This window comes from Gleimia hominis (assembly GCF_032085515.1).
GTDB lineage: Bacteria > Actinomycetota > Actinomycetes > Actinomycetales > Actinomycetaceae > Gleimia > Gleimia hominis.
In genome coordinates this window covers 57,968-79,915 of the sequence record NZ_JASXSX010000004.1, presented here as the reverse complement: position 1 = coordinate 79,915, position 21,948 = coordinate 57,968, and the positions used below count along the sequence as shown (strand labels likewise).

General features: G+C 58.5%; 15 protein-coding genes. 7 read left to right on the top strand and 8 right to left on the bottom strand.

Translation table 11 applies throughout. From position 1 onward, the window contains the following. Window positions 1-100: 100 nt before the first annotated feature. A complete protein-coding gene (locus QS713_RS08180; protein WP_313274346.1) occupies window positions 101-1,615 on the top strand; it encodes a xylulokinase in 1,515 nt (504 codons plus the stop codon). Window positions 1,616-1,861: 246 nt separating this feature from the next. Here QS713_RS08180 and codA read toward each other — a convergent pair whose 3' ends face one another. After that, window positions 1,862-3,247: a cytosine deaminase gene (codA, locus tag QS713_RS08175; RefSeq protein ID WP_313274344.1), complete on the bottom strand. Its 1,386-nt coding sequence runs from the start codon at window positions 3,245-3,247 to the stop codon at window positions 1,862-1,864. Beyond that, a complete protein-coding gene (codB, locus tag QS713_RS08170) occupies window positions 3,231-4,589 on the bottom strand; it encodes a cytosine permease (protein WP_313274342.1) in 1,359 nt (452 codons plus the stop codon). The genes codA and codB overlap by 17 nt, the downstream gene beginning before the upstream one ends. Window positions 4,590-4,962: 373 nt before the next feature. Here codB and QS713_RS08165 point away from each other — a divergent pair, with 373 nt between their 5' ends. The 5 genes from QS713_RS08165 (at window position 4,963) to QS713_RS08145 (ending at window position 11,296) form a co-directional block, all read left to right on the top strand. Further along, window positions 4,963-6,702 carry a pyruvate dehydrogenase gene (locus QS713_RS08165; protein WP_313274340.1) on the top strand — a complete coding sequence of 580 codons (1,740 nt, stop codon included), beginning with the start codon at window positions 4,963-4,965 and terminating at the stop codon, window positions 6,700-6,702. A gap of 268 nt (window positions 6,703-6,970) precedes the next feature. Further along, on the top strand, window positions 6,971-8,188 hold the full coding sequence (locus QS713_RS08160; protein ID WP_313274338.1) for a metal ABC transporter substrate-binding protein: 1,218 nt from the start codon (window positions 6,971-6,973) through the stop codon (window positions 8,186-8,188). A gap of 407 nt (window positions 8,189-8,595) precedes the next feature. After that, window positions 8,596-9,384, top strand: coding sequence for a metal ABC transporter ATP-binding protein (locus QS713_RS08155; RefSeq protein WP_313274336.1), 789 nt, complete (start codon window positions 8,596-8,598; stop codon window positions 9,382-9,384). Then, window positions 9,384-10,337: a metal ABC transporter permease gene (locus QS713_RS08150; protein WP_313274334.1), complete on the top strand. Its 954-nt coding sequence runs from the start codon at window positions 9,384-9,386 to the stop codon at window positions 10,335-10,337. The genes QS713_RS08155 and QS713_RS08150 overlap by 1 nt, the downstream gene beginning before the upstream one ends. Next, window positions 10,337-11,296 carry a metal ABC transporter permease gene (locus tag QS713_RS08145; RefSeq protein WP_313274332.1) on the top strand — a complete coding sequence of 320 codons (960 nt, stop codon included), beginning with the start codon at window positions 10,337-10,339 and terminating at the stop codon, window positions 11,294-11,296. Before QS713_RS08150 ends, QS713_RS08145 begins: the two co-directional genes overlap by 1 nt. A gap of 220 nt (window positions 11,297-11,516) precedes the next feature. Here QS713_RS08145 and QS713_RS08140 read toward each other — a convergent pair whose 3' ends face one another. From QS713_RS08140 to glpK, 4 genes are all read right to left on the bottom strand, one after another. Further along, window positions 11,517-12,785, bottom strand: a complete 1,269-nt coding sequence (locus QS713_RS08140; protein ID WP_313274328.1) for an anaerobic glycerol-3-phosphate dehydrogenase subunit C — start codon at window positions 12,783-12,785, stop codon at window positions 11,517-11,519. A 2-nt stretch (window positions 12,786-12,787) separates the two neighbouring features. Further along, on the bottom strand, window positions 12,788-14,068 hold the full coding sequence (glpB, locus tag QS713_RS08135; protein ID WP_313274325.1) for a glycerol-3-phosphate dehydrogenase subunit GlpB: 1,281 nt from the start codon (window positions 14,066-14,068) through the stop codon (window positions 12,788-12,790). Then, complete coding sequence (gene glpA, locus QS713_RS08130) at window positions 14,065-15,657, bottom strand: anaerobic glycerol-3-phosphate dehydrogenase subunit GlpA (RefSeq protein WP_313274322.1); 1,593 nt, start codon at window positions 15,655-15,657, stop codon at window positions 14,065-14,067. Before glpA ends, glpB begins: the two co-directional genes overlap by 4 nt. Before the next feature lie 495 nt (window positions 15,658-16,152). Next, window positions 16,153-17,688: a glycerol kinase GlpK gene (gene glpK, locus QS713_RS08125; protein ID WP_313274320.1), complete on the bottom strand. Its 1,536-nt coding sequence runs from the start codon at window positions 17,686-17,688 to the stop codon at window positions 16,153-16,155. A gap of 209 nt (window positions 17,689-17,897) precedes the next feature. On the opposite strand from glpK, the gene QS713_RS08120 reads away from it, so the two are divergent. Beyond that, a complete protein-coding gene (locus QS713_RS08120) occupies window positions 17,898-18,818 on the top strand; it encodes a sugar-binding transcriptional regulator (protein ID WP_376779581.1) in 921 nt (306 codons plus the stop codon). A 12-nt stretch (window positions 18,819-18,830) separates the two neighbouring features. On the opposite strand, the gene QS713_RS08115 is transcribed toward QS713_RS08120, so the two are convergent. Both QS713_RS08115 and QS713_RS08110 read right to left on the bottom strand, forming a co-directional pair. Further along, window positions 18,831-19,556, bottom strand: coding sequence for a PspA/IM30 family protein (locus tag QS713_RS08115; protein WP_313274315.1), 726 nt, complete (start codon window positions 19,554-19,556; stop codon window positions 18,831-18,833). A gap of 193 nt (window positions 19,557-19,749) precedes the next feature. Then, entirely contained in the window at window positions 19,750-21,864 is a 2,115-nt protein-coding gene (locus tag QS713_RS08110; RefSeq protein ID WP_313274313.1) for a TPM domain-containing protein, read from the bottom strand. Window positions 21,865-21,948: the final 84 nt, after the last annotated feature.

Below are 21,948 nucleotides of genomic sequence, written 5' to 3'. Positions count from 1 at the left end.
CCTGCGTGCCTGCGGGGCGAGTGTAGCCGACTGTTCGATACGATAGGGGTATAGCAGTTTTTGTAAGGCTAGTTCGCTGTGTGCGTGGAAGGATATTGCGTTGGAGCCGTTAGTTATTGGGATTGATTCGTCTACGTCCGCCACAAAGGCTGTGGTGATTGATGCGGGTGGCCACGTGTTGGCTACGGGTCGGTCGCGCATTGAGTTTTTCACGCCTCATATGCATCAGTATGAGCATGATCCGCGTCAGTGGTGGTCTTCTACGCAGGAGGCGGTTGCGCAGGCGGTGGCGCAGTTGTCGGCGCAGGATCGGGCGCGGGTGAAGGCGATGGGGATTACGCATCAGCGGGAGACGTTTGTGGCGTTGGATGAGCGTGGGGAGGCGATTCGTCCGGCGATTTTGTGGTTGGATTCGCGTGCTGGTGAGCAGATCAACCGGTTGGGTTCGGATGCGGTGCATGAGCTGTCGGGGAAGCCGGCGGATACGACGTCGGCGTTGTATAAGATGGCGTGGTTGAAGGAGCATGAACCGCAGGTGTTTGAGCGCGCACACCTGGTGGTGGATGTGCATGCGTATGTGGCGCATGGGTTGACGGGCCGGTGGGTGTCGTCGACGGGTAGTGCGGATACGTTGAATTTGTTTGATATTGCGGCGCAGACGTGGTCGCCGACCCTGTTGGATATGGCTGGTGTGCGGGCGGAGCAGATGCCGGAATTGGCTAAGCCCGGTGAGGTCGTGGGGCCACTGTTACCAGAGCTTGCTGCCCAGTGGGGGCTTGAGGACGTGGTTGTGGTCGCGGGCTTGGGTGATGGGCAGGCGGCTGGTTTGGGGACTGCGGCGACGGAGCCGGGGGTGGCGTATGTGAATATTGGGACGTCGATTGTGGCGGGTGTGCATGCGGATGAGTACCGGTTCTCTAAGCAGTATCGCGCGTTAGTGGCGGGGATTCCGGGTTGGTTCGTGTTGGAGTCGGTGCAGAACTCCGGTTCGGTGCTTGGTAACTGGTTCCGCCGGGAGTTCAACGATCCGGCGTTGGAGGGCGCACCGGACCCCAAGTTGGAAGCCGCTGCCGCCCAGGTGCCAGCGGGTTGCGAGGGGTTGTTGTCACTGCCGTATTGGAATGCGGTGCAGGCGCCGTATTGGGATCCGTTTGCGCGGGGCGCGGTTGTTGGTTATGGGTCTGGGCACACGCGGGCGCATGCGTACCGTTCTTTGTTGGAGGGCATGGCGTTTGAGTTGGCTTTAAATCTTGAGGGTCTAGCCCGTGGTGGGGCGGCGCCGGTGCGTGAGCTGCGCGCGGTAGGTGGTGGCTCCAGGTCTGCGTTGTGGCGGCAGATTATTTGTGATGTTACCGGCGTGGAGATTGTGCGTTCAGAAGTTGAGGAAGCATCGGCGCAGGGGGCGGCGGCGCTCGCGTTCGTGGGGATTGGTTATTACGACGATGCGGCGCATGCGGCCTCAGCGATGGCGCATTTGGGGGAGCGGACGACACCGGATGCGAAAACCCACGACCGGTACCGCAAATGGATGGGTGTGCACCGCAAGATCTTCCCGGCCCTGCAGGACATATTCCACGACATCCAAGACGTAGCCGTGGAACTGGGGGAGTTGTAAGCCCGCAGTTAGACAGCTGTGTGCATGCGTAAGTCGGGGAGAAACTACTTCTTTGATGGCGTAAGCGTGCAGCTAGGGCAGTCTTAAAATGTAGTTAGACCGACTCTTTGTAGTTGCAAGTAGCGAATAAGAGGGGGCTGAGTACGTTGTGTACTCAGCCCCCTTTTTGTTTAGCTGTTAAACAGGAGTGTCCTGTTTAGTTGCCTGGTTTAGTGTGCGCGGCGGCATGCAGCAGCCGTGAAAATGTTACATATGCCACTGCCGATCTGGTTCTGTGGACTCAAACAACAACCGGCCTCGCCGATACGACGCCACCACCGGCGCATGGAACGCCAATGCCTCCCGCCACGACCTCGCGCCCAACACAATGAAGTTCGCATCATTGCCTTCCGCGATGCCATACCCCTCAAGGTTCAAAGTACGCGCCCCATTATGCGTAATGAACCGGTACGAACCATCAATCTGCGCCGCACCCATCATCTGCGTCACATACAAACCAAACAACGTCACGTCCCGCAACGAGCCCGTCCCCAGCGGATTCCACGGATCCACAATGTCATCTTGCCCAAACGACACGTTCAAACCCGCCTCCGTGAGCTCCGGCACGCGCGTCACCCCACGCCGCTTCGGATACGTATCCAATCGGCCCTGCAAATGCGTATTCACCATCGGATTAGACACAAAATTAATCCCACTGAGCTGCAACAACCGCAACAACTTCACAAAATACGCATTATTGTACGAATGCATCGCCGTCGTGTGCGACGCCGTCACCCGCGCGCCCACACCCGCCTCATACGCCCGGGTAGCCAACGTTTCCAAACCGCGCGACGCCTCATCGTCAATTTCATCGCAATGCACATCCATCAACAAACCGAACTCCTGCGCCAACTCAAACGCAAAGTTCAACGACGAAACTGAATACTCCCGCGTAAACTCAAAATGCGGAATCGCCCCAATCGCATCCACCCCCATTTGAGCCGCCTCACGCATCAAAGCACGCCCATTCGGGAACGAATCAATTCCCTCCTGAGGGAACGCCACCAACTGCAACGTCACCTGGTCACGCAACTGTTCACGCAACTCCAACAACGCCCGCAACGCCGTCAAATTCGGATCCGTTACATCCACGTGCGAACGCACAAACTGAACCCCGAACCGCACCTGCTGACGGATCGCCCGCAGCGCCCGCTCCTTCACATCCTCAGCCGTCAAACGCTGCTTACGCTTGGACCAAATCTCAATGCCCTCAAACAGCGTTCCCGACTCGTTCGGATGGGGATCGCCCTCCGTCATCGTCGCATCCAAATGCACGTGCGACTCCACAATCGGGGGCAGTACCAAACGGCCCCCACAATCACGAACCTCCACGCCTTCAGCAACGGTCGCACCTTCATCAACGGAAGCGTTGCCGCTGGGGGACTCGACGGAAGCGTTGCCGCTGGGGGACTCGACGGTAGTGTTGCCGCTGGGGGAGTTTTTGGTGGCAGTTCCATCTTGGGGTGCATTGGCCGCGGAGCTAGCAGGGGAGTCGTCCGCCGCGGTAATGCGCGCAATCTTGCCGTCGCGCACAAGAATATTCGACAGGTGCGCATCGTTTTCAATCCGAACGTTCTTAAGCAGTGTGGACATTACGACCCTTCCTCAACTTCTCCACTACTTGACCAACCGCGTACACCAACACCGCAGCAACCACCGCGTTAATAGACGCAATCCCAACCGGGACCGTCCACCCAACAACTGCGCCAACAACCACGCCAGCAACACAGAACCAAGCCACTGGACGCGCCGACCCCGCCGAGTGCGTGTCCGCCACGAAACCGCGCCGATCCGCCTCTTCAACCCGGCGCACTACCTGCATGTACCGCTTATGGTTCGCTACAAAATCTGCAACCAGTATCGCCCCAATCGGGGGCAGTGTTGCGTTCAAAAAACTTAGCCAACCCACAAAGTTGTCATACAACCACAGGGCGCTGAGTGTGCCCAAGGCGCCAGCAATCAGCACCATCGGACGGGTTGGACGCTTCGTGATATTCGCATACCCCAAACCCGTGGTGTAAAGCGCGTTATTATTGGTCGTCCAAATATTGGCACCCAGCACAAACAACGCTGGAATCGCTAAGCCCTGCGCGATCATCACATAGAAAATGTCGTCCTTACCCGTGAACGCCCCGCCCACAGCGCCGAACGAGAACATCAAAGTGTTACCTAGCAAGAACGCCACCACCGTGGTCACCACCGCCGACTTTGCCGTAGCCGCGAAGCGGGTGAAGTTCGGGGTCGCGCTCCCTCCGGAAATAAATGAACCCACAACCATGCCCACACCCGTGATAACCGGCATCCCCGTGGAATGGGCAAAAATATTCGCAAGGCCGCCACCCGCATTCGTGGCCGTCACCATCGAATAAGTCCCCAAAATCGCTATGAGGGGTACGGAAACGAAAGACACAATCTCAATGGCTTTAATCCCATAAAAGGCAGAAGCCGTCATGAACGCACCCGCGATCAACACGATGGGCCACGGGGAAATCCCCAGCAGCTCACCCGTGGGAATCGCGAACATCGCCACCCCCACTCCGAACCAACCCATTTGCGTAAACGCAATCAAAAATGAAGGAACGAAAGAGCCGTAGCGGCCAAACGAGTGGCGCGCCAACTCGTCCACTCCCATCCCCGTTTTCGCACCCACGTAAGCCAACGAACCTGTGAAGACCGCGAGGATCAGGCCGCCCACAATAACTGCGGCAGCGAAACCACCCAGATCTAAGCCGTTACCCAGCTTCGCACCCACCGACATGGACGCAGAGAAAAACGTGAACCCGAGCATAACAAAACCGACGGCCCAAAAGGAACGTCGGCTAGAAATAGGAACAGCGGAAAAAGAGAAATCCTCATCTGTTTTTCGCACTGGCACATCCGGTGTTGGAGGCGACGAATGCGTCGATTGCTTTGTAACTGTTGGCGCAGAAGCCATGAACCGTTCCCCTCTCTCTTCTAGAGCCACCCGATTTTGGCTCAAATTGCCACTAGCTTATTGCTCCCACCATGTTCACCACAAGTTTCTCAAGGGTGAAGTTGCGCACGAATAGCTGCGCAAAACAGTTCGCACTGCAACCGCTTAACTGATTTTCACGGTACGTTCCAAAGCCAATCGCCACCGAAGTAACTGCACCACTTTCCATCGCTACGCGCCACATCCGCGGAAGTGGTTTTCGTGACACTTAATGTAACTAAAAGCCGGTGTGTGGGGCCTGCAAGGAACCTCACAACACGAACCCCCGTTTTCCTTAATATGATGGGGACGATAGCGAAATGTCCGCAAGGCGCGGTTCGCTAAGGAGGATTCAATGAACGTTGCAGAGCAGTTAGTTGCTCAGCTAGTGGACGCGGGTGTGAAGAGGATCTACGGAATCGTCGGAGACTCCCTCAACCCGGTAGTGGACGCCGTACGTAAAACTGGTGGTTCCAAAAAAGGTGGAATCGACTGGATCCACGTGCGTCACGAAGAAGCCGCTGCGTTCGCCGCAAGCGCGGACGCGCAGCTAACGGGCGAACTAGCCGTCTGCGCTGGTTCATGCGGACCCGGGAACCTACACTTAATTAACGGCCTGTTCGACGCGTGGCGTTCAAGCGCCCCCGTGCTCGCAATCGCCTCACACATTCCGAGCGTGCAAATCGGCAGCCACTACTTCCAAGAAACGCATCCGGACCGACTCTTCGCCGAATGCTCCGACTACTGCGAAATGGTGTCAACCCCAGACCAGGCCCCCCGCGTGTTCGCAGATGCGATCCGCACGGCCCAGTCCCTCAAATCCGTTTCCGTAGTCACCCTGCCCGGCGACGTTTCCCATGAGGAGACGACCGCACCCACGCCACGCTACATCCCAGCGCGCCGCCCCCGAATGGTGCCGGCCGACGAAGACGTGGCGCAGCTAGCTAAAATGCTTAACAAAGCGAAGAAAGTTGCGATCTTCGCAGGTATCGGTGTTACCGGCGCGCACAGTGAAGTACTGGAACTGGCGGCGCGTCTAAACGCCCCGGTTGGGCACTCTCTGCGCGGTAAAGACGCGATCCAATACGACAACCCGTTCGACGTGGGCATGACCGGTCTACTGGGCTACGGCGCGGCCGCCGAAGGGATGAAAGACGCCGACCTGCTGCTCATGCTTGGCACCGACTTCCCCTACGACCAGTTCCTCCCCGACGTTCCCACCGTGCAGGTGGACGTGCGCGGACACGCGATTGGCCGGCGCACCCAAATAACCCTGCCGATCCAAGCGGACGTGGCCGAACTATGCCGAGCCGTGCTGCCCCTCGTGGAACAAAAGAACGACCGGTTCCTAAAGTCCACCCTGAAGCGCCACCGCAAGCTCATGACCTCCACGGTGAACGCGTACACGAAGAACGTGGAGAACATGAAACCGATCCACCCAGAGTTTGTTGCGCACGTGTTGAACGAACTCGCGGACAAAGACGCGGTATTCACCGCGGACACCGGCATGTGCAACGTGTGGACCGCCCGTTACATCGACCCGCTGGGCACGCGGCGGCTAATCGGCTCGTTCCTACACGGGTCTATGGCGAACGCACTCCCGCAAGCCGTGGGGGCTGCGACCGCGTACCCGGGGCGGCAAGTGATCTCCGTGTCCGGTGACGGGGGTCTGTCCATGCTGCTCGGTGAGCTCATGACGGCCCGCTGCCACGACCTGCCTATCACCGTGGTCGTGTTCAACAACGCGACGCTGGGCATGGTGAAACTAGAGATGCTGGTAGACGGCCTGCCGGACTTTGGCACCGACGTGCATGACGTCAACTACGCCGGTATCGCCAAGGCTGCTGGGTTCTGGTCGAAACGCGTGGTTGATCCAAAAGATGTGCGTTCCACCTTGCAAGAAGCCCTTTCGCACAACGGGCCGGCACTGGTGGAAGTCCTCACGGATCCGAACGCGCTTTCGCTGCCCCCCAAAATCACCGGTGAGCAGCTGATCGGCTTCGCCACCGCCATGTCAAAAATGGTGATGTCCGGCGGTATGGGGGAGGCCATTTCGATGGCTACTTCCAACATGAGGAACATCCCTCGGCCGTAGAATAATCCGAACCCCACCGACGGCTCGACTGCCGCATCGGTGAGGATTCATTAGATCCCCATAGGGCGGGTGTGCTTCGACGCACCCGCCCTTTTTGGCACCCTCTTTTAACCTCTTGCGCCTGGTATTTCTGAGCTGCGGACCCTGTGTTAGACGCGGCCGTGTGAGAATGCCTACAAGAAGATCAGTGAAGGCGATAAATATATATAGATAGGTAAGGTAGAAATATATCGAGGGATTGAAACTTTGGGTAACCTAAGTTAGGCTAATGAACGTGATTATCAATAAGAGTACAAAGCGCATCGCAGGCGCTCTTGCGACCATGCTGCTAGTCGCAGGCTTGGCGGGATGCCAAGATAAAACAACCGGAGCAGCAAAAGAAAACGAATCGGCAAACGCGGATACGCAAACCGTGAAAGCCGTTGCATCCACCACCCAGGTGTGCGACTACATCACGCAGTTAGCAACCGATAACTCCAAAGACGCGCAACTATCGTTCAACCGAATGGGATCTGACGGCAAAAAAGAGCACTTCGGAGCGGAAGGGGATAACGCTAAGAGCACGCTGGACCTCACGTGTCTACTTGCTCCTAACGCATCTGCCCACGAACACGAAATGACGCCCGAACAATCGAAAGCGCTCGCGGATGCAGACCTGTTCTTCGTCTCCGGCGTGGACCTAGAACACTTCCTCGACCAAGCCGTGCAGTCCACCGGCTTTAAAGGCACGATGGTCATCACCGCTGGGGTAGCGGGCGCGGCGGACGTTGATGACCTCAAAGGGCAGCAAGAAAAAGAATCTAAACTGCCCTACAAAGTAGACCGAGGAATCGACAAAGTCGACGTGGCGAAGTGGCCGTTCCCGCCCGAAGAAGGGGAGAGCGAACCAGAATTCCGGTTCGACCCGCACGTGTGGACTTCCCCGCACAACGCGATGGTGCAAGTGAAGAACATTGGGCACGCACTAGAGGTCGCGTCACCAAAGAATAAAGACCTGTTCAAGAAACACGTGGACAAGTACCTAGAGCGGCTACAAGAACTCGACGAGTGGGCGAAAGAATCACTCGACAGCGTACCGGAAAAACAGCGGGTGCTATTTACTTCGCACGACGCGTTCGGGTACTTCTCAAACGAGTTCAACGTGAAGTTTGAAGGGGCCGCCCTGTCGGACTTCAACTCCCAGCAAGACGCCACCGCAGATAAGATTAAAGAAACTGCAAAGCAGGTTAAAGATGCGGGAGCGGTAGCGATTTTCGCGGAAAACTCCAACAACCCCAAATCCGTGCAAAAAGTTGCGGAAGTAGCCGGCGTAAAAGCTGTGATCGGAGACGAAGCCCTCTACGGCGACTCCCTGGGGGAACCCGGATCCGATGGGGAAACCTACATCGGGTCCATCCTCCACAACGTGACCAACCTGGTTACCGCGTGGGATGGCAAAGTAGCGCAGGTGCCCGACCGTCTCTCCCAATGGGCACCGAAAAAATAATGAAGTCGCCTAAAGCGGCTTAAAACGGCCCTTGAAACGGGCCTTGAAACTGTCGTTGAAACGGGCCGCCAAAAGCGGCTTAAGAGCCGCTCATGAAACAGGCAGTAAAAAGCGCCTCAAGAATAACTAAATATTGACTTGGCAACGCAATGCGTTCGTAACGCGTGCATTTGGAACTTGTAGCTGAACCACCGAACAGTACTGCTACTGAAAGTGGAACCGCCTTAAACCTCTCCACAGTCCAAATGTGCACTGGTACTGCGCATTGCGTTGTCGCCTACCGCATTTCAGGGCCTCCGATTTGTATGAGGTCCTCCAACTTGCATGAGGGATTAGCCCGACGGGGCTGCCTCATGAGTATGCAGCTCATGAGGGGAGGCAAAATGCGGACCACCAGAAGAACACAGATGCGAACGAGGGAGAGCGAACACTTGCACGACGTACAGCACACCAACACCGCCATCGAAATAACGGATGCGGCCTTTGCCTACACCCGAGACCCTGTGGTCACGGGGGTTAACACGCAGTTGCAACCCGGGCAAGCGATGGCGTTGATTGGCCCAAACGGATCGGGGAAAACCACTTGGCTACGTGCCGTCCTAGGGATGGTGCGCGTAGCGGAAGGTCAAGTGCAGGTCCTGGGGCACCAACCCGGCCACGCGCCCCGCGGTTCCATCGGATACGTCCCCCAAGTCAGTGACCTCGACCAAACCTTCCCCGTAACCGTACGCGACGTAGTGCAAATGGGCCTGTACCCAAAAATGAGCTTCTGGCAACGGGTAAACCAACGCGGGCGCGAACGCGTACAAACCGCCCTAAAAGAAGTAGACCTACTGCACCGCGCCGACGACAAGTTCGGCAACCTATCGGGCGGCCAACAACAACGCGTGCTCGTCGCGCGCTGCCTAGCCTCAAGCCCACAACTACTACTATTAGACGAACCTTTTAACGGACTCGACCAACCCAACCGCGACGCCCTCCTGCGCATAATTAACAGCGTCAAAGCCAGTGGGGTGGCGGTTGCAGTTTCCACCCACGACCTGGTTCTGGCGCGCGAAGTGTGTGAGCTAATCTGCCTGCTCGGCAACGGGCACCAAGTTGCATTCGGTAGCCGCGACGACATCTTCGGCTCCCAGCTACTCGCCCAAGCCTACGGCGGACACGACGAATACTACGCCCACCAGGAGGTGCAGTAATGGAGACCATGTCCAATCTTTTTGAACAACTGCGAATCCTCTGCACCTACATTCCCGGCCTGGATCTGCTGGCTAGTGAACCATTCTTGTTCCGCCCCCTGCTGATGCTGGTGGTACTCGGAACCGTGGGCGGCATCATCGGGGTCGTAATCAACCTGCGGTGCGCGGAGTTCAACGCCGAAGCCATGGTCCACTCCGTGTTCCCCGGCATCGTTGCCGGCGCCGTGTACGGCGGCATCGACTCCATCATCCCCGTAGCGTCCGCTGTCGCGGTTCTCGCCGCCCTTGCGTTAACCTACTTCAGCCGACAAAACGTGGGGCGCACCTCTGAAGCCGGAACCGCAGTAGTGCTCACCTCATTCTTCTCATTCGGAATTGTCTTGTCCCTCAAGAAAGGGGACATGTCTGGCCAGCTGGAAGCACTCATGTTCGGCCGGCTGTTGGAAGTGACGGACTATCGCCTAACCCAGGCGCTCGTCGTGTGCCTGGCCGCGGGCGTGCTCGTGGTGTTGGCGTGGCGCGGCCAGATTTACTGCGCATTCGACAGGGTTGGGACCGCAGCCAGCGGGATTTCACTGCTGCGCGCGGACCTAGTACTAAACGTTGCGATCGCAGCGGTCGTGGCGGCCGCGTCGTCCGCAGTGGGTAGCCTGCTCGTCATCGGTTACCTGGTGGTGCCCGGCGCGGCCGCGCGCCTACTGGCCGGCCGCGTGCGATCCATGCTGGCGATATCCATTGCGGTGGGGATCGGCGGCGGGTACCTGGGCATGCTCATGATGCTCATCCCCGCGCCCCGCCCCGTCTCTCCACAAGCATCCGTCGCCCTGTCCGTAATCGCCCTGTACTTCGTTGCCCTCGCAGCCCGCACTGCGCTGCGAACCGACCGCACTGCGCTGCGAACCGGACGCAAACAAACCGCTTCCGCTCGCACAGAATTCGTGGAGGCACACTAATGATCTGGGACATCCTCTTTCTACCCGTAGTTGAAGTGATCCTCATGGGCGCCGCCACCGGTATCGTGGGTGCGCTTGCGGTGGCGCACTCGCGGATTTTCTTCTCCGAATCCCTCACTCACGCCACCTTCCCCGGCGCGATTATCGGGGTGGTGGTAGCAGCTTGGATCGCCCAGTCCGTGTTCGCAACCCGCGCCAGTTACGGCACGCTGTCGATCATGTTGTTCGTCGGTGCAATCCTCATCTGTATTCCCACAATCTGGTTAATGCGCTACCTGGCGCGCGTACCCGGCCAGTCTTCTCAGGCCAGTGCCGGCATTATTCTCACGTTCGGGTTCGCGCTCGGCTATTTTCTGAACAAGTGGTTCGCCCCCTTGCCTCTGAAAATAGACTCGTTCCTAACCGGTTCCCTGCTGCACGTGAACACGGTGGACGTGGGTGCGTTGGCCGTGAACCTGCTGCTTCTGCTGGTGGTCGTGGGGTTTGGGGGCCGTTACCTGACGTTCTACAGTTTCGACCCCGTTGCCTACCGTGCCGCCGGTTTTCATGAGGCACTAGCTGAAGCAGTGATCCTAGCGGCCATCTGCTTGACGACCGTAACTGTAATCCCCGCGGTTGGAACAATCCTCCCGATCGCGCTGATCGCCGCGCCCGCCGCATGCCTGTACCCCCAGGTGAGGTCCATGCGTACTCTCCTGTGGACAACCCCGTTGCTCGGGATCGGTATCGGCCTGGTGGGCCTGGCGGTCGCCGTGCACTGGAACCTGTCCGCCGGTGGCACCATCGCGTGCCTCGCGGGCATCGTGTACCTCGTGGTTACGCTCGCGCGGGACCTCATGAAGAAACTGCACAAACCCACGCAAAAGCGGGGGAGGGGATACGCGCATGCGGGCGCGCGTTTGAAAGTAGCGGAGGCGAAAGCGGTTGACGCGGAAGCTGGGCAGACACGAAACCGGTGAACACGAAAGCGGGCTCTGGCTACCGATTAAAGTAGCTCAAAGCCCGCTTGTGCGTCCTTTTGCACGCCCGCTGCGTGTTCGCTCGCATGTCCGATTGTGCGTCCTTTTGCACGCCCGCCGCGTGTCCGTTGGCGCGGACGTTCGCGTGTCCGCCTGTGCGTCCGCGTGCTCGCCCGCCGCATGTTCGCTCGCGTGTCCGCCTGTGCGGACGTTCGCTCACTTATTTCTTCGGTGGCCGCACCGCGCCCTCAAACAGGTCATCGTGCAGACCGTACGCCCAGTGAATCAAACTCACCGGGTGCACCAGGTTCGCACCCGATCCCTTCGCAATATGCCACCGGCACGTCTCCGTCTCACACGCCGCAATCTTCGGGTTCGTGCGGCGAATCAGATCGAACAGGGGAGCGCCCACTTTCGCTGCAATCTCGTATTTATCTGACTTGAGGGCGTAAGTCCCAGCCATCCCGCAGCACGGCTCACCAGACTCCACCACCTCAACCCCGGGAATCAACTCCATCAGTGGCACCGCAGGCATCCCCATGCCCTGGCTCTTCACCTGACACGGCTGGTGGTACGGAACTTTCATATTCAACTCACGGAAGTTCGTGGGTAACTCACCTTTCAAATACAGGTCCCACAAGAACTCGCTGGTCTCCATGATGCGGGTACTCACATCATCCAACCGTGGGTCATCCACCCCCATGATCTCGCGCGCCTCATGCTTCAACATGCCCGTGCACGAACCGGAAGAAGAAATGATCGTCAGGTCCTTACCGGAACTAATCAGGTCATCACACAGCTTCAACACTTTCTTCTGCGCGCCGTCAAACAAACCATTCGACTGCTCCGCCAGCCCACAGCACCCCTGCTTTGGTACCAGCACCTCGTACCCAAGGTGCTCCAAAACCTCAATGGAATGCTTCGACGTTTCCACCTCAAAATACCCACCGGCACAACCGTGGAAGAACACGAGGGTACCGCGCGTAGCTGGCTTACTCGTGCGCTTGCGTTTCTTCAACCACGAACGCAAAGTCTGCCCGTGGGCCGTCGGCATGGGGGCGTTCTCATCAATCCCCATCACCTTGTCAATCACCTTACGCAGCGGCTTAATTCCCAGCGCCGCGTTCGCAATCGGCGCCACCGGTGCCATCGCCTGCCCCATCAGTGTCGTCTGCGTAATCAAACGGTCTCGCAGCGGCGCCCCGTGCTGGGCTTTCATCACCGCCCGGGCCTGTGCGTTAATCTCCGCGATCTTCACACCCTGAGGGCACACGGTGGTGCAAATCCCACAGCCTGAACACAAATCCAAAGACACGTCCACAGACTTACCTTCGCGCAAACGTTCCGCCTGCGGACCCACATATTTGGGCCCAGGGAACAGGGGAGTTACCCGCGCAACCGGGCACTGAGTCTCACAAATCGTGCACTTCACGCAGTTATCCAGCGAGGCGCGTGCCACGGACTCGCGGGCCATCTCAATCGGATTCATAACTACTTCTCCTCCTCAGTAGCGGCCGTACCAATCGCATCTGTCGCGCGGATCATGGAGCCTAAGGCAATGCCCTCACCAGACTTCTCCTGCCAACGCATCGCCCCGGCAATCATGCCACCCACAACATGCACGTTCGAATAAACTACGTTGCCATCCTCATCTAGCGGGTGCATCGCCTCATCCACAGCCACGCCCGCAGAGAACAGAGCTTGCTGATCTCCCCAGTAATCACCGTGAATCAAATCCGGGATCTCCCGCGCCGTCACCGGCAACCCCAGGGCGCGTTCCGAAATCGTTCCATACGAATCCATCATCAAACCACCGGACTCAAAACCACCCGCAGCTAGCACAACCGCGTCCGCGGCAACCTCTTTCGCAGCCCCTGCAACCTGAACGGTCACGTGCGTAACCCGGTTACCTTCCGCAGACACGCCCGTCACCTCAGCCGACAGCATCAAGAACACGCGCTTATCTTTCACCAGCTGTGTCAGCTGCTGATTCAGCCGCATTCCCGGCACCGATGGTGGTGGCAGCGGGATCTCAAACACGGGGGCACCCACCAGCTGTTCAAACTGCTGCCAAACCCCAGTGCCGTGCACCCCCAACACGGCGGGCATCCCCACGGACTCACCCTCATGCAAAAAGGCCTTAACCTTATCCGCCAGACCCTGCAGGACCTGCGGATCTTCCAGGGCACGCGCATAATTCAGGGCGGAAGTGTCAATCTCATTCTCCCGCACCTCGTAATCTACCCACACGGGACGGGCCTGAACTCGGCCACCCCCAGGCAGATCCGTCCGGTTCAAATTCCCCGCACACAACTGCGGGTAGAAATCCTTCAACTGCCGCAAGCCCACAATCATGAACCGAGCGCCGTCCTTACACTCACCAGCTGCCATCGATGGTGGCACCAGGTTCGTGGGACGAACCCCACCGATCGCCGTGGGATAGCACTTGTTCACATGCGGGTCACCAACCAGGTAATCCTCACCCAACAGGCGCGCCAAGTACTCCACACCTGCTTTCGTGGCGCCCGAACCAATCACCTGGTACGGATGCGGCCCGTGCAAACCCGGTTTCCAACCGTACGTGTCGATCGCGCCCAGCGGATCATCCACCCGGTTTCCCTCCAGGTACCCCAGCACATCCACCGTGCCTTGGGACAACTGCAGGCCACCAATACCTTTAGATGCGAGCACTACCTCATGCCCAGCTTCGCGAAGACGCAAAGCGGCCGTCAAACCGGCAATCCCAGCACCAACAACAACTACTCGACTCATCGCACATCCTGCGCTTTCACAGTTTTCGGATCCACCTCGGGCACGTTCTCAATGTCTAAAATGCCCTGGTAAGTCCAGTCGTCCAACGCGGTCTGGCGCACTTGGCGCCCATACAGTATTGGCCACAACCCGATCCACCTATTCTTGAGGAACAGGCGCAGCAAACTCGTAACATCCTCCGCACTGCCATGGCCGGCCTCTTGGGTAATGCCCGCAGCGCGGGTGGAGCAGAAACCACCTTGACACGGCCCCATCCCTAACCGCAGTTGCCGGCGCAGATCGTCGAACGTCGCGTCTGGCTGGCGTTCCAACAGTTCTTCGAACATGCGGCGGTTCATCATTTCGCATTCGCAAATGATCTGCGAATCAAACCGGTCGTGCTCCCGCTCTTCCAACCGGTGCGTCACCTGGTAGGTGTCACCCACCTCGGTGCCCGGCATCGCTTCTTTATCAGTTGTGCAGACCTTGTCGTCACCCAACTGGTCAACCATCACGTCCACAATGTTCTTCGCCATCAACCGGTAGGTGGTGAGTTTACCGCCCGCGATCGTCAGTAGACCCGCGATGTCGTCGCGGTGCTTGTGGTCGATAATCGACATGCCGCGCGACATGTGGCGCGTGTCGTCCGCAGCCACGCGCGTGTCCTTCACCAAAGGCCGCGCGCCCGCCCAGGCGTGTACCGCCCGCGCGCTGCGGAACCCGGGGATCATCGCTTCGCCCGCGTCAAGCATTTGCTGCACTTCCGTGCGGGGGATTTCCAGGTGATCCGGGTCGTCAACCGCCACGTCCGTGGTGCCGATAATGCACACGGTGTGCACCGGAACAATGATGTCCCCGTCCGCTGGGTAAATGCAGCGGTTAACCACGGAGTTCACCAACCGGTGGTTCATCGCAATCATAATGCCGCGGCCCGGAACCACGTTCACGTCGTGCGCCCCCGCCATCGCGGCGATCTGCCCCGACCACGGGCCGCCGGCGTTGATTACGAACCGGCAGTCGATCCGCACGTCCTTACCAGTTTTCGTGCCGTGTGCCTGCACGGCAACTACCTGGCCGTTTTCTACAATAATGTCTTCTACCCGGTGGTAGGTCATCACCTGGCCACCGTATTTTTGTGCGGACCGCACCGCGCCCCACACCATTGCCCAACCGTCCACGGTCTTGTCGTGTACAGCGAACGCCCGTTTCGTTTTCGGATCCAACCGCGGTTCGCGCCGCAGCGCCTCGTCAATCGAAATCTCTTCGGCCCACACCCCGGTTTCTTTTGCTCCCTTGAGGAACTTGTCGCCAAACGCCGGGTCGTCGTACTGAGTGACTACGAACAGGCCCCCGGTGTCTTCCACTGCGTCCGGGTGGATGCGGGTGATGATCTCGTTTTCTTCTGCACATTCCGTGGCTGACCGCGGGTCGGAAACCACGTAGCGGCCACCGGAGTGCAACAGGCCGTGGTAGCGCCCAGTGGTGCCCTGAGCCATGTCGGCGCGTTCAAGCAGTATCGCGCGGTAGCCACGCATCGCGAGGTCGCGGAGTACGCCCGCACCGGTGGCGCCACCTCCGATGACCACGACATCGGTTTCAAGCTTCTTCATTACGACTCCTTGTAGTTCAGAAGCAGTGCATCTATGTGGGAGAGCGCATAGGACGATACTGAATGACAACATCGTCTGCACGAATGTTCACTTACATTTCCACCCTATTAGTTGGGTTTTTCTTTAGAAGCCAGGGGTAACAGATTCCCGCAGGCTAGTGGTTGGCGTGCACGTACGTGCAGTTTCCTGAGGGGGCATCCCCTTGTTTGTGCAGGTCATGGGCGTTAGGTGCGCGGTGGGTTGGGGCGAGGGAGGGCATTTTGGTTTCTCACACTTTGAGTGAAAAATCTACTCAAATGCTTTATTTAGGCAACGCGGCGGTTATGTAAACGCATGTGCGCGTCCGCGCCTATACAAACGCAAACACAAAGTGGTGGCGCGGACCCGAAACGGTCCGTGCCACCACTTGATTGCGCGTAGCTACCGGTTTATCAGCAGCTACGGCTGGCTGACTGATTGTCGGTGCTTTTTACTTCTCTGAGTTACTTTTCTGAGTTACTTCTCTGAGTCACGCACGTCGTCATCAACCCAGTCGAACGTGCGGGTCACAGCTTTCTTCCACAACCGGTAGGTGCGCTCACGCGGCTCCTCGTCCATATCCGGGGTCCAGCGTTTGCCCTCATTCCAGTTGTCGATCACGTCCTGTTCCCCATCCCAGAACCCAACGGCAATCCCAGCTGCGTACGCCGCGCCCAGCGCCGTGGTTTCTGCAACTTCTGGAGCCACCACGTCCGTACCCAGAATGTCCGCCTGGAACTGCATGAGGGTTTCGTTCGCGATCATACCGCCGTCCACACGCAGCTCCGTTAGATCCACACCAGAATCCGCGTTCATTGCATCCAGTACCTCACGCGTTTGGAATGCGGTAGCTTCCAGTACTGCACGTGCCAAGTGGCCCGCATTGTTGAACCGGGTGAGCCCCACGATCGCGCCGCGCGCATCATCCTTCCAGTAGGGCGCGAACAGGCCGGAGAAAGCGGGCACAAAGTACACGCCCCCATTGTCCTTCACGGAGTTAGCCAACCCCTCAATTTCTGGGGCAGAACTAATCATCTTGAGGTTGTCGCGCAGCCACTGCACCAACGAACCGGTTACCGCGATCGACCCCTCAAGCGCGTACTTCGCAGGCTTATCGCCCAGCTTGTAACACACGGTGGTGAGCAAACCATTCTCGGACTGCACGGGTTCCTCACCGGTGTTGATCAGCATGAAGCAGCCGGTGCCATACGTGTTCTTCGCCATGCCTTTTTCGAAACAAGCCTGCCCGAACGTGGCGGCCTGCTGGTCACCCAAAATACCCGCAATCGGCGTGTCAATCAGCAACCCGTTCTTACGGCCGTAACCGTAGATCTCAGATGAAGACCGGATCTCCGGCAGCATCGACATTGGGATCCCCATGTCCTCACAAATATCTTCACGCCACTTGAGGGTGTTAATGTCCATCAGCATGGTACGCGACGCGTTCGTCACGTCCGTGATGTGCACGCCCCCGTTCACACCGCCCGTCATGTTCCACAGCACCCACGAGTCCGTGTTCCCGAAGTATAGGTCGCCTGCTTCCGCGCGTTCACGCGCGCCCTCAACGTTGTCAAGAATCCACTTGATCTTGGGGCCCGAGAAGTACGTGGTCAGGTTCAAACCGCAGCGTTCACGGTACTTATCTGGACCCTCATCACCAGCGAGTTCCCGGATAATCTCAGAAGTCCGGGCATCCTGCCACACGATTGCGTTGTAAACCGGCTCACCCGTGTTCTTATCCCAAACCACCGCGGTTTCACGCTGGTTCGTGATCCCCACTGCCGCCAGCTGGTGGCGGTTAATCTGTGCCTTCGACAGGGCTTGCGCAACGGCCTCACGCACATTCGACCAGATCTCTACCGGGTTGTGTTCCACCCAACCGGCCTTAGGGAAAATCTGCTCATGCTCCAGTTGCCCCACCGAGACAATCTCGCCCGAATGGTTGAAAACAATAGCCCTTGACGATGTCGTACCCTGATCGATGGCCAGAACGTATTTCTCCTGAGTATGCATCTACGTGCTCACTTCCATGTGTAGCGGACAAGTCGAATAGTCGTGGAGCTAAGCCACAAAACTAGTTCGAGTCTATCGCAAAACTCGTAAAATGCGGTATCAATCACACCAAAACTGGGTGTAAACCCCGGAATGACGCCGAACAGTAGGACTCGTGGCACACTGTAAGCGTGAGTATTCGTGATACGCAGGCCCACGAGGCGGCCTCAATGTACTACCTGCAGGGGCAGACGATGGAAAACATTGCCAGGTACCTGCAGATGTCGCGTTCGTCCGTTTCTAGACTGTTAGCGTACGCCCGCGAATCCGGCCTCGTGCAAATAACAGTTGCGGCATCCCCCGGGGAACGCGGCACGCTCGCGGGTGAACTCAATAACCTGTTCAACATTCGCTCCACCGTGGTGCGGGTCCGTACGCACGACACGGGGGTGAACCGCTTAGATAATGTGGCGCGCGTGGCGGCCGAACGCCTCATGGATATTTTGAAACCCGGCTGCACGCTTGGGATCGCGTGGGGGAACACGACGGCGGAAGTGACGCGGCACCTGCCCAATAAAGACATTCCCGGCACCACGGTCGTGCAGTTAAATGGGGCAGCGTCGGCGATGGGGACGGGCGTGCGCTACATTGATTCCACGATTTCCCACGCCGCAGAAGCGATTGGGGCGGACATGATCCACTTTCCGGTACCCGCGTTTTTTGATTATGAGGACACTAAGCGGGCTCTGTGGCGCGAACGGTCCGTCATGGCGGTGCTGGATCGGATTGAGAAAACGGATGTCGCCATGTTCGGGGTGGGGGCCTTCGGTGGGGAAGTGCCATCGCACGTGTATTCCGCAGGTTATTTGGATGAGGCGGAGCTGCAGGCCGCGCGCCGTGCCGGTGTGGTGGGGGACGTGTGTACCGTGCTGATCCGCGAGGACGGCACGTATGCGGATATGGATATTAACCGGCGTGCCTCTGGCCCATCCCCGCAAACTTTGCGGCGCATTCCCCGGCGCTTGTGCGTAGTAGCGGGGGAGGCGAAGGCGATTCCTCTAATTGGGGCACTAAAAGCGGGGGTAGTGACCGACCTGGTGGTCGACGACCACACTGCACGGCGAGTTCTGGAACGCGTCGCCACCAGGTAGGTACTTCAGTTACTACTGTTCTTGCCCATTGTTCTTGAGGGCAGCTAGGCGCGCTTCGATTTCCGCTTGATCGCCCGCGGCTTCCAACTCATCGAACTGCGCGTCCAGTGAATCCGCGGCCACTTCCGCCCGGCCCTGGGCGAGGGCTTCTTCGCGCCGCACTTTTTCTTCAAACCGCGACAGCTCCGTAGACGGGTCGAGCACGTCGATTGACCCCACGGTTTCTTGCAGTTTCGCCTGCGCAGCCGCCGTCTTCTGGCGGGCGACCAGCTGGTCGCGTTTAGTTTTTAGGGTTTCTAACTTATCGCGTGAGGCACTGAGCCCCGCTTTCAGTTTCTCTACCACTTCGCGCTGCGACTCAATGAGCGGTTCGGCTTCTTTCGCGCTGCGTTCGGCGTCAATCTGCTTACCTAAAGCTACTTTCGCGAGGTTATCCCACTTTTCGCCGCCCGCTGTGTCACCATCTGCGCGAGCCTGCTCTGCTTTCTTTGATGCCGCCGCTGCTTTAGCCCCCCATTCTTTCGCGTTCGCATGGTCAGCCTCTAGATCTTTTTCTGCTAACCGCAAGTTCCCTACAGTCTGAGCAACAGCCTCTTCTGCCTGTGCGATCGAATTTGTGTAGTCGCGCACCAGTTGGTCCAGCATTTTTTGCGGGTCTTCGGCCCGGTCGAGCAAAGCGTTAATATTCGCTTTTGCCAACTGGGTAATACGCCCTAAAATCGTTTGTTTCTGAGCCATTGTGAACCTTTCGTAATGCGATTTGATAACCGTCATGTTCATGTCTGCTGCAGCAAGATGAGAGCCGCGCAAACTGTTGCTTTAAGTATATAAAATGAGGCGTTGGTTACTGCTGAAAATAACCTGTGGATCACCTGAGATCCGCTCTGTTTAGAAACTGCCAGGCGAGTGCTTAGAGGCTGCGGGCGAGTGTTTAGAAGCCGCCGGACGAGCCGCCACCGCCGGAAAAACCACCGAACCCGCCGGAGAATCCGCCGAATGAACCGCCGGAGCCCCACGAGTTCGAATCTGAACCCCACGAGCTGTTGGAACCACCCCACCCGGAGCTGTGTCCACCTCCAAACAGGAGTCCCCCGAGCATGAGGGTACCCAAGTCGATTCCACCCGAGTTCGAAGTCGACAGGTTATCTTGCTGGCGTGCATATAACGTTTCGTCAATGCTTGCTTGCGCGGATTCTTGGGCTTGGCCGAGCAGGTGGAGGGCTCGCTCTGGATCGTCTTGTTCCACCGCTTGCGCTTGACCGCGCAGTTCTTGCGCGCGTTTCAGGGCGCTGCGGGCCGACATGGATGCGCTCGCGCGGTGGGTCCGCGTGTACCGGTCTGCCCGGTCAATCAGCTGATCCACGTGCAGTTTTCGGTCTTCTAACCGCTGGGCCGCGCGTTCGCGCTGCTGTTCTTCGCCCCGCAAACTGGCGAGCGCGGCATCGAGCGTGTCTTCAGCGCGCCGCAGGTTCGCGAGCGCAGCCAGTGGGTCCGCATTTCCAGCCTGCGCTTCTTGCCCTTGCTTAACGGCTTTTTGCGCCGCAGCTACGAGTGGTTCGAACGCCGTGTCGTTTGGCGCCAACCGGTGCGTGTCCGCAATATCGGAACTGATCGACGCGATCGCCTGGGTTAGCCGCTCTTGGGCTCTATCCAGATCCTGGGACGCACCCATGACCTCATGGATTTCTTTCAAAGCCTGCGTGAGGGCCCGCTGCGCAATATTGATCTGCTGCACTGCTGCAGACCGGTCCGATTCCAACTGTTCCTGCGCATCATCCAGAGCCTGGTTGGCTGCCTCAAGCAAGTTGCGTGCCTGGGTGGGATTATCCGAAATGGAACGCAGAGCTTGCTGCGGGTAGGTGCGGCGCAGGCCCGCTAGTTCCGCGTCCGCCTGCTTGGTTTTCGCCGCCGCTTCTGTTACGGAGGTGCGTAGTTGCTTGAGGGTGTCCTCCGCGTTGGTTTCGACGTCGCGTAACCGCTGGAACTCGTCCACGTGTTTTTCGAGCGTGGTTTGTACTTGCTGTGCGAGCGTCTGGATCTGCTCAGCGAGTTGCAGCCGCTCCTGGGCGGACTGCTGGGTGGGGCCCGTGGTTGCGCCCGACGGGGAGCGGTCGGCATGCGAACCAGCCGATGGATCGGTGCCACCCTGGTCGAGTTCGCGTTGCAGCTTGAACCCGCGGTCCAAAAGCGCGTTCGCATGGTCCACAGCTTGTGCGAACTTTTGCGTGTCGAGCTGTCCGAACTGGGCGCGGGCAAACGCCAAGTCGTCCGCCGCAGCCTGCACCGAGTTGTCTGCTTCCATGAGGGCGCGGCTGGCGTCTTGCACGGCTTTCTGCGGATCCACCTGCCGGCCCCGCACTCCGCGGGCACGCATGGTGGCAGTGCCTTTCAGATTCTTGTTGCGACTGGATATGAACCACGCGCACGCGCCGCCGAACAGGGCAACGATCGCGATTGTGGCGGCCACACCCCAGATTGAATCTTCGGAATCATCCCCACTACTGCTGCCCGATCCGCTGGTGTCACCGGGCGTGATTCCTTCGATTTTGTGGGCGAAAACCTCGGTCGCATCCGCCACATTAGAGCCGGTAAGAGGGGTGGACCGCAGTTTGCCCGCCGCCTGTTTTGCCGCCTGGTTGATTCGTTTTGCGTCTCCGTTGAGCGCGGATCCGAAACACACGGAGTATTGCCGCTGCTCGTAGGCGATTACGTACACGACGTCCGCGCCCCCGAGGTTCGACTGCTGCGCAGCGTCCGTGCACCAACCGTATGGGTCTGCGCCACCAAAATCTTTGATTACCACCAGGGACGCGTTTGTCCCATTGTCGCGCACCGCACTTAGGCTTTCACGGGCACTATCAGCTGATTTCTGGTCTAAAAAGCCCGCGGGGTCCGTAACGATTCCATCCAGTGATTGCGGTGGTTCCGCCCGGGCCGTTCCCGCGTTTAACCCGGCCGTTAGCCCTGCGGTTAAGAGTGTGATCACTGCAGTTACAGCCACCCAGATCCACAGGCCGGGGCGGCGCGTGACGTGTACTAACTTCATGTGTCCTATTCTTCCGCATATCTTCCGGTTTTGTCAGCGTCTCCTGGCCGACTATTCGGCGTGCCTGCGTAGTTTCCGCGCGGT

Excerpts from the sequence above, each read along its gene's own strand:
- codA (WP_313274344.1), bottom strand. The coding sequence starts at position 3,247 with ATGTCCACACTGCTTAAGAACGTTCGGATTGAAAACGATGCGCACCTG.
- codB (WP_313274342.1), bottom strand. The coding sequence starts at position 4,589 with ATGGCTTCTGCGCCAACAGTTACAAAGCAATCGACGCATTCGTCGCCT.
- QS713_RS08165 (WP_313274340.1), top strand. The coding sequence starts at position 4,963 with ATGAACGTTGCAGAGCAGTTAGTTGCTCAGCTAGTGGACGCGGGTGTG.
- QS713_RS08160 (WP_313274338.1), top strand. The coding sequence starts at position 6,971 with ATGAACGTGATTATCAATAAGAGTACAAAGCGCATCGCAGGCGCTCTT.
- QS713_RS08155 (WP_313274336.1), top strand. The coding sequence starts at position 8,596 with ATGCGAACGAGGGAGAGCGAACACTTGCACGACGTACAGCACACCAAC.
- QS713_RS08150 (WP_313274334.1), top strand. The coding sequence starts at position 9,384 with ATGGAGACCATGTCCAATCTTTTTGAACAACTGCGAATCCTCTGCACC.
- QS713_RS08145 (WP_313274332.1), top strand. The coding sequence starts at position 10,337 with ATGATCTGGGACATCCTCTTTCTACCCGTAGTTGAAGTGATCCTCATG.
- QS713_RS08140 (WP_313274328.1), bottom strand. The coding sequence starts at position 12,785 with ATGAATCCGATTGAGATGGCCCGCGAGTCCGTGGCACGCGCCTCGCTG.
- glpB (WP_313274325.1), bottom strand. The coding sequence starts at position 14,068 with ATGAGTCGAGTAGTTGTTGTTGGTGCTGGGATTGCCGGTTTGACGGCC.
- glpA (WP_313274322.1), bottom strand. The coding sequence starts at position 15,657 with ATGAAGAAGCTTGAAACCGATGTCGTGGTCATCGGAGGTGGCGCCACC.
- glpK (WP_313274320.1), bottom strand. The coding sequence starts at position 17,688 with ATGCATACTCAGGAGAAATACGTTCTGGCCATCGATCAGGGTACGACA.
- QS713_RS08120 (WP_376779581.1), top strand. The coding sequence starts at position 17,898 with ATGTACTACCTGCAGGGGCAGACGATGGAAAACATTGCCAGGTACCTG.
- QS713_RS08115 (WP_313274315.1), bottom strand. The coding sequence starts at position 19,556 with ATGGCTCAGAAACAAACGATTTTAGGGCGTATTACCCAGTTGGCAAAA.
- QS713_RS08110 (WP_313274313.1), bottom strand. The coding sequence starts at position 21,864 with ATGAAGTTAGTACACGTCACGCGCCGCCCCGGCCTGTGGATCTGGGTG.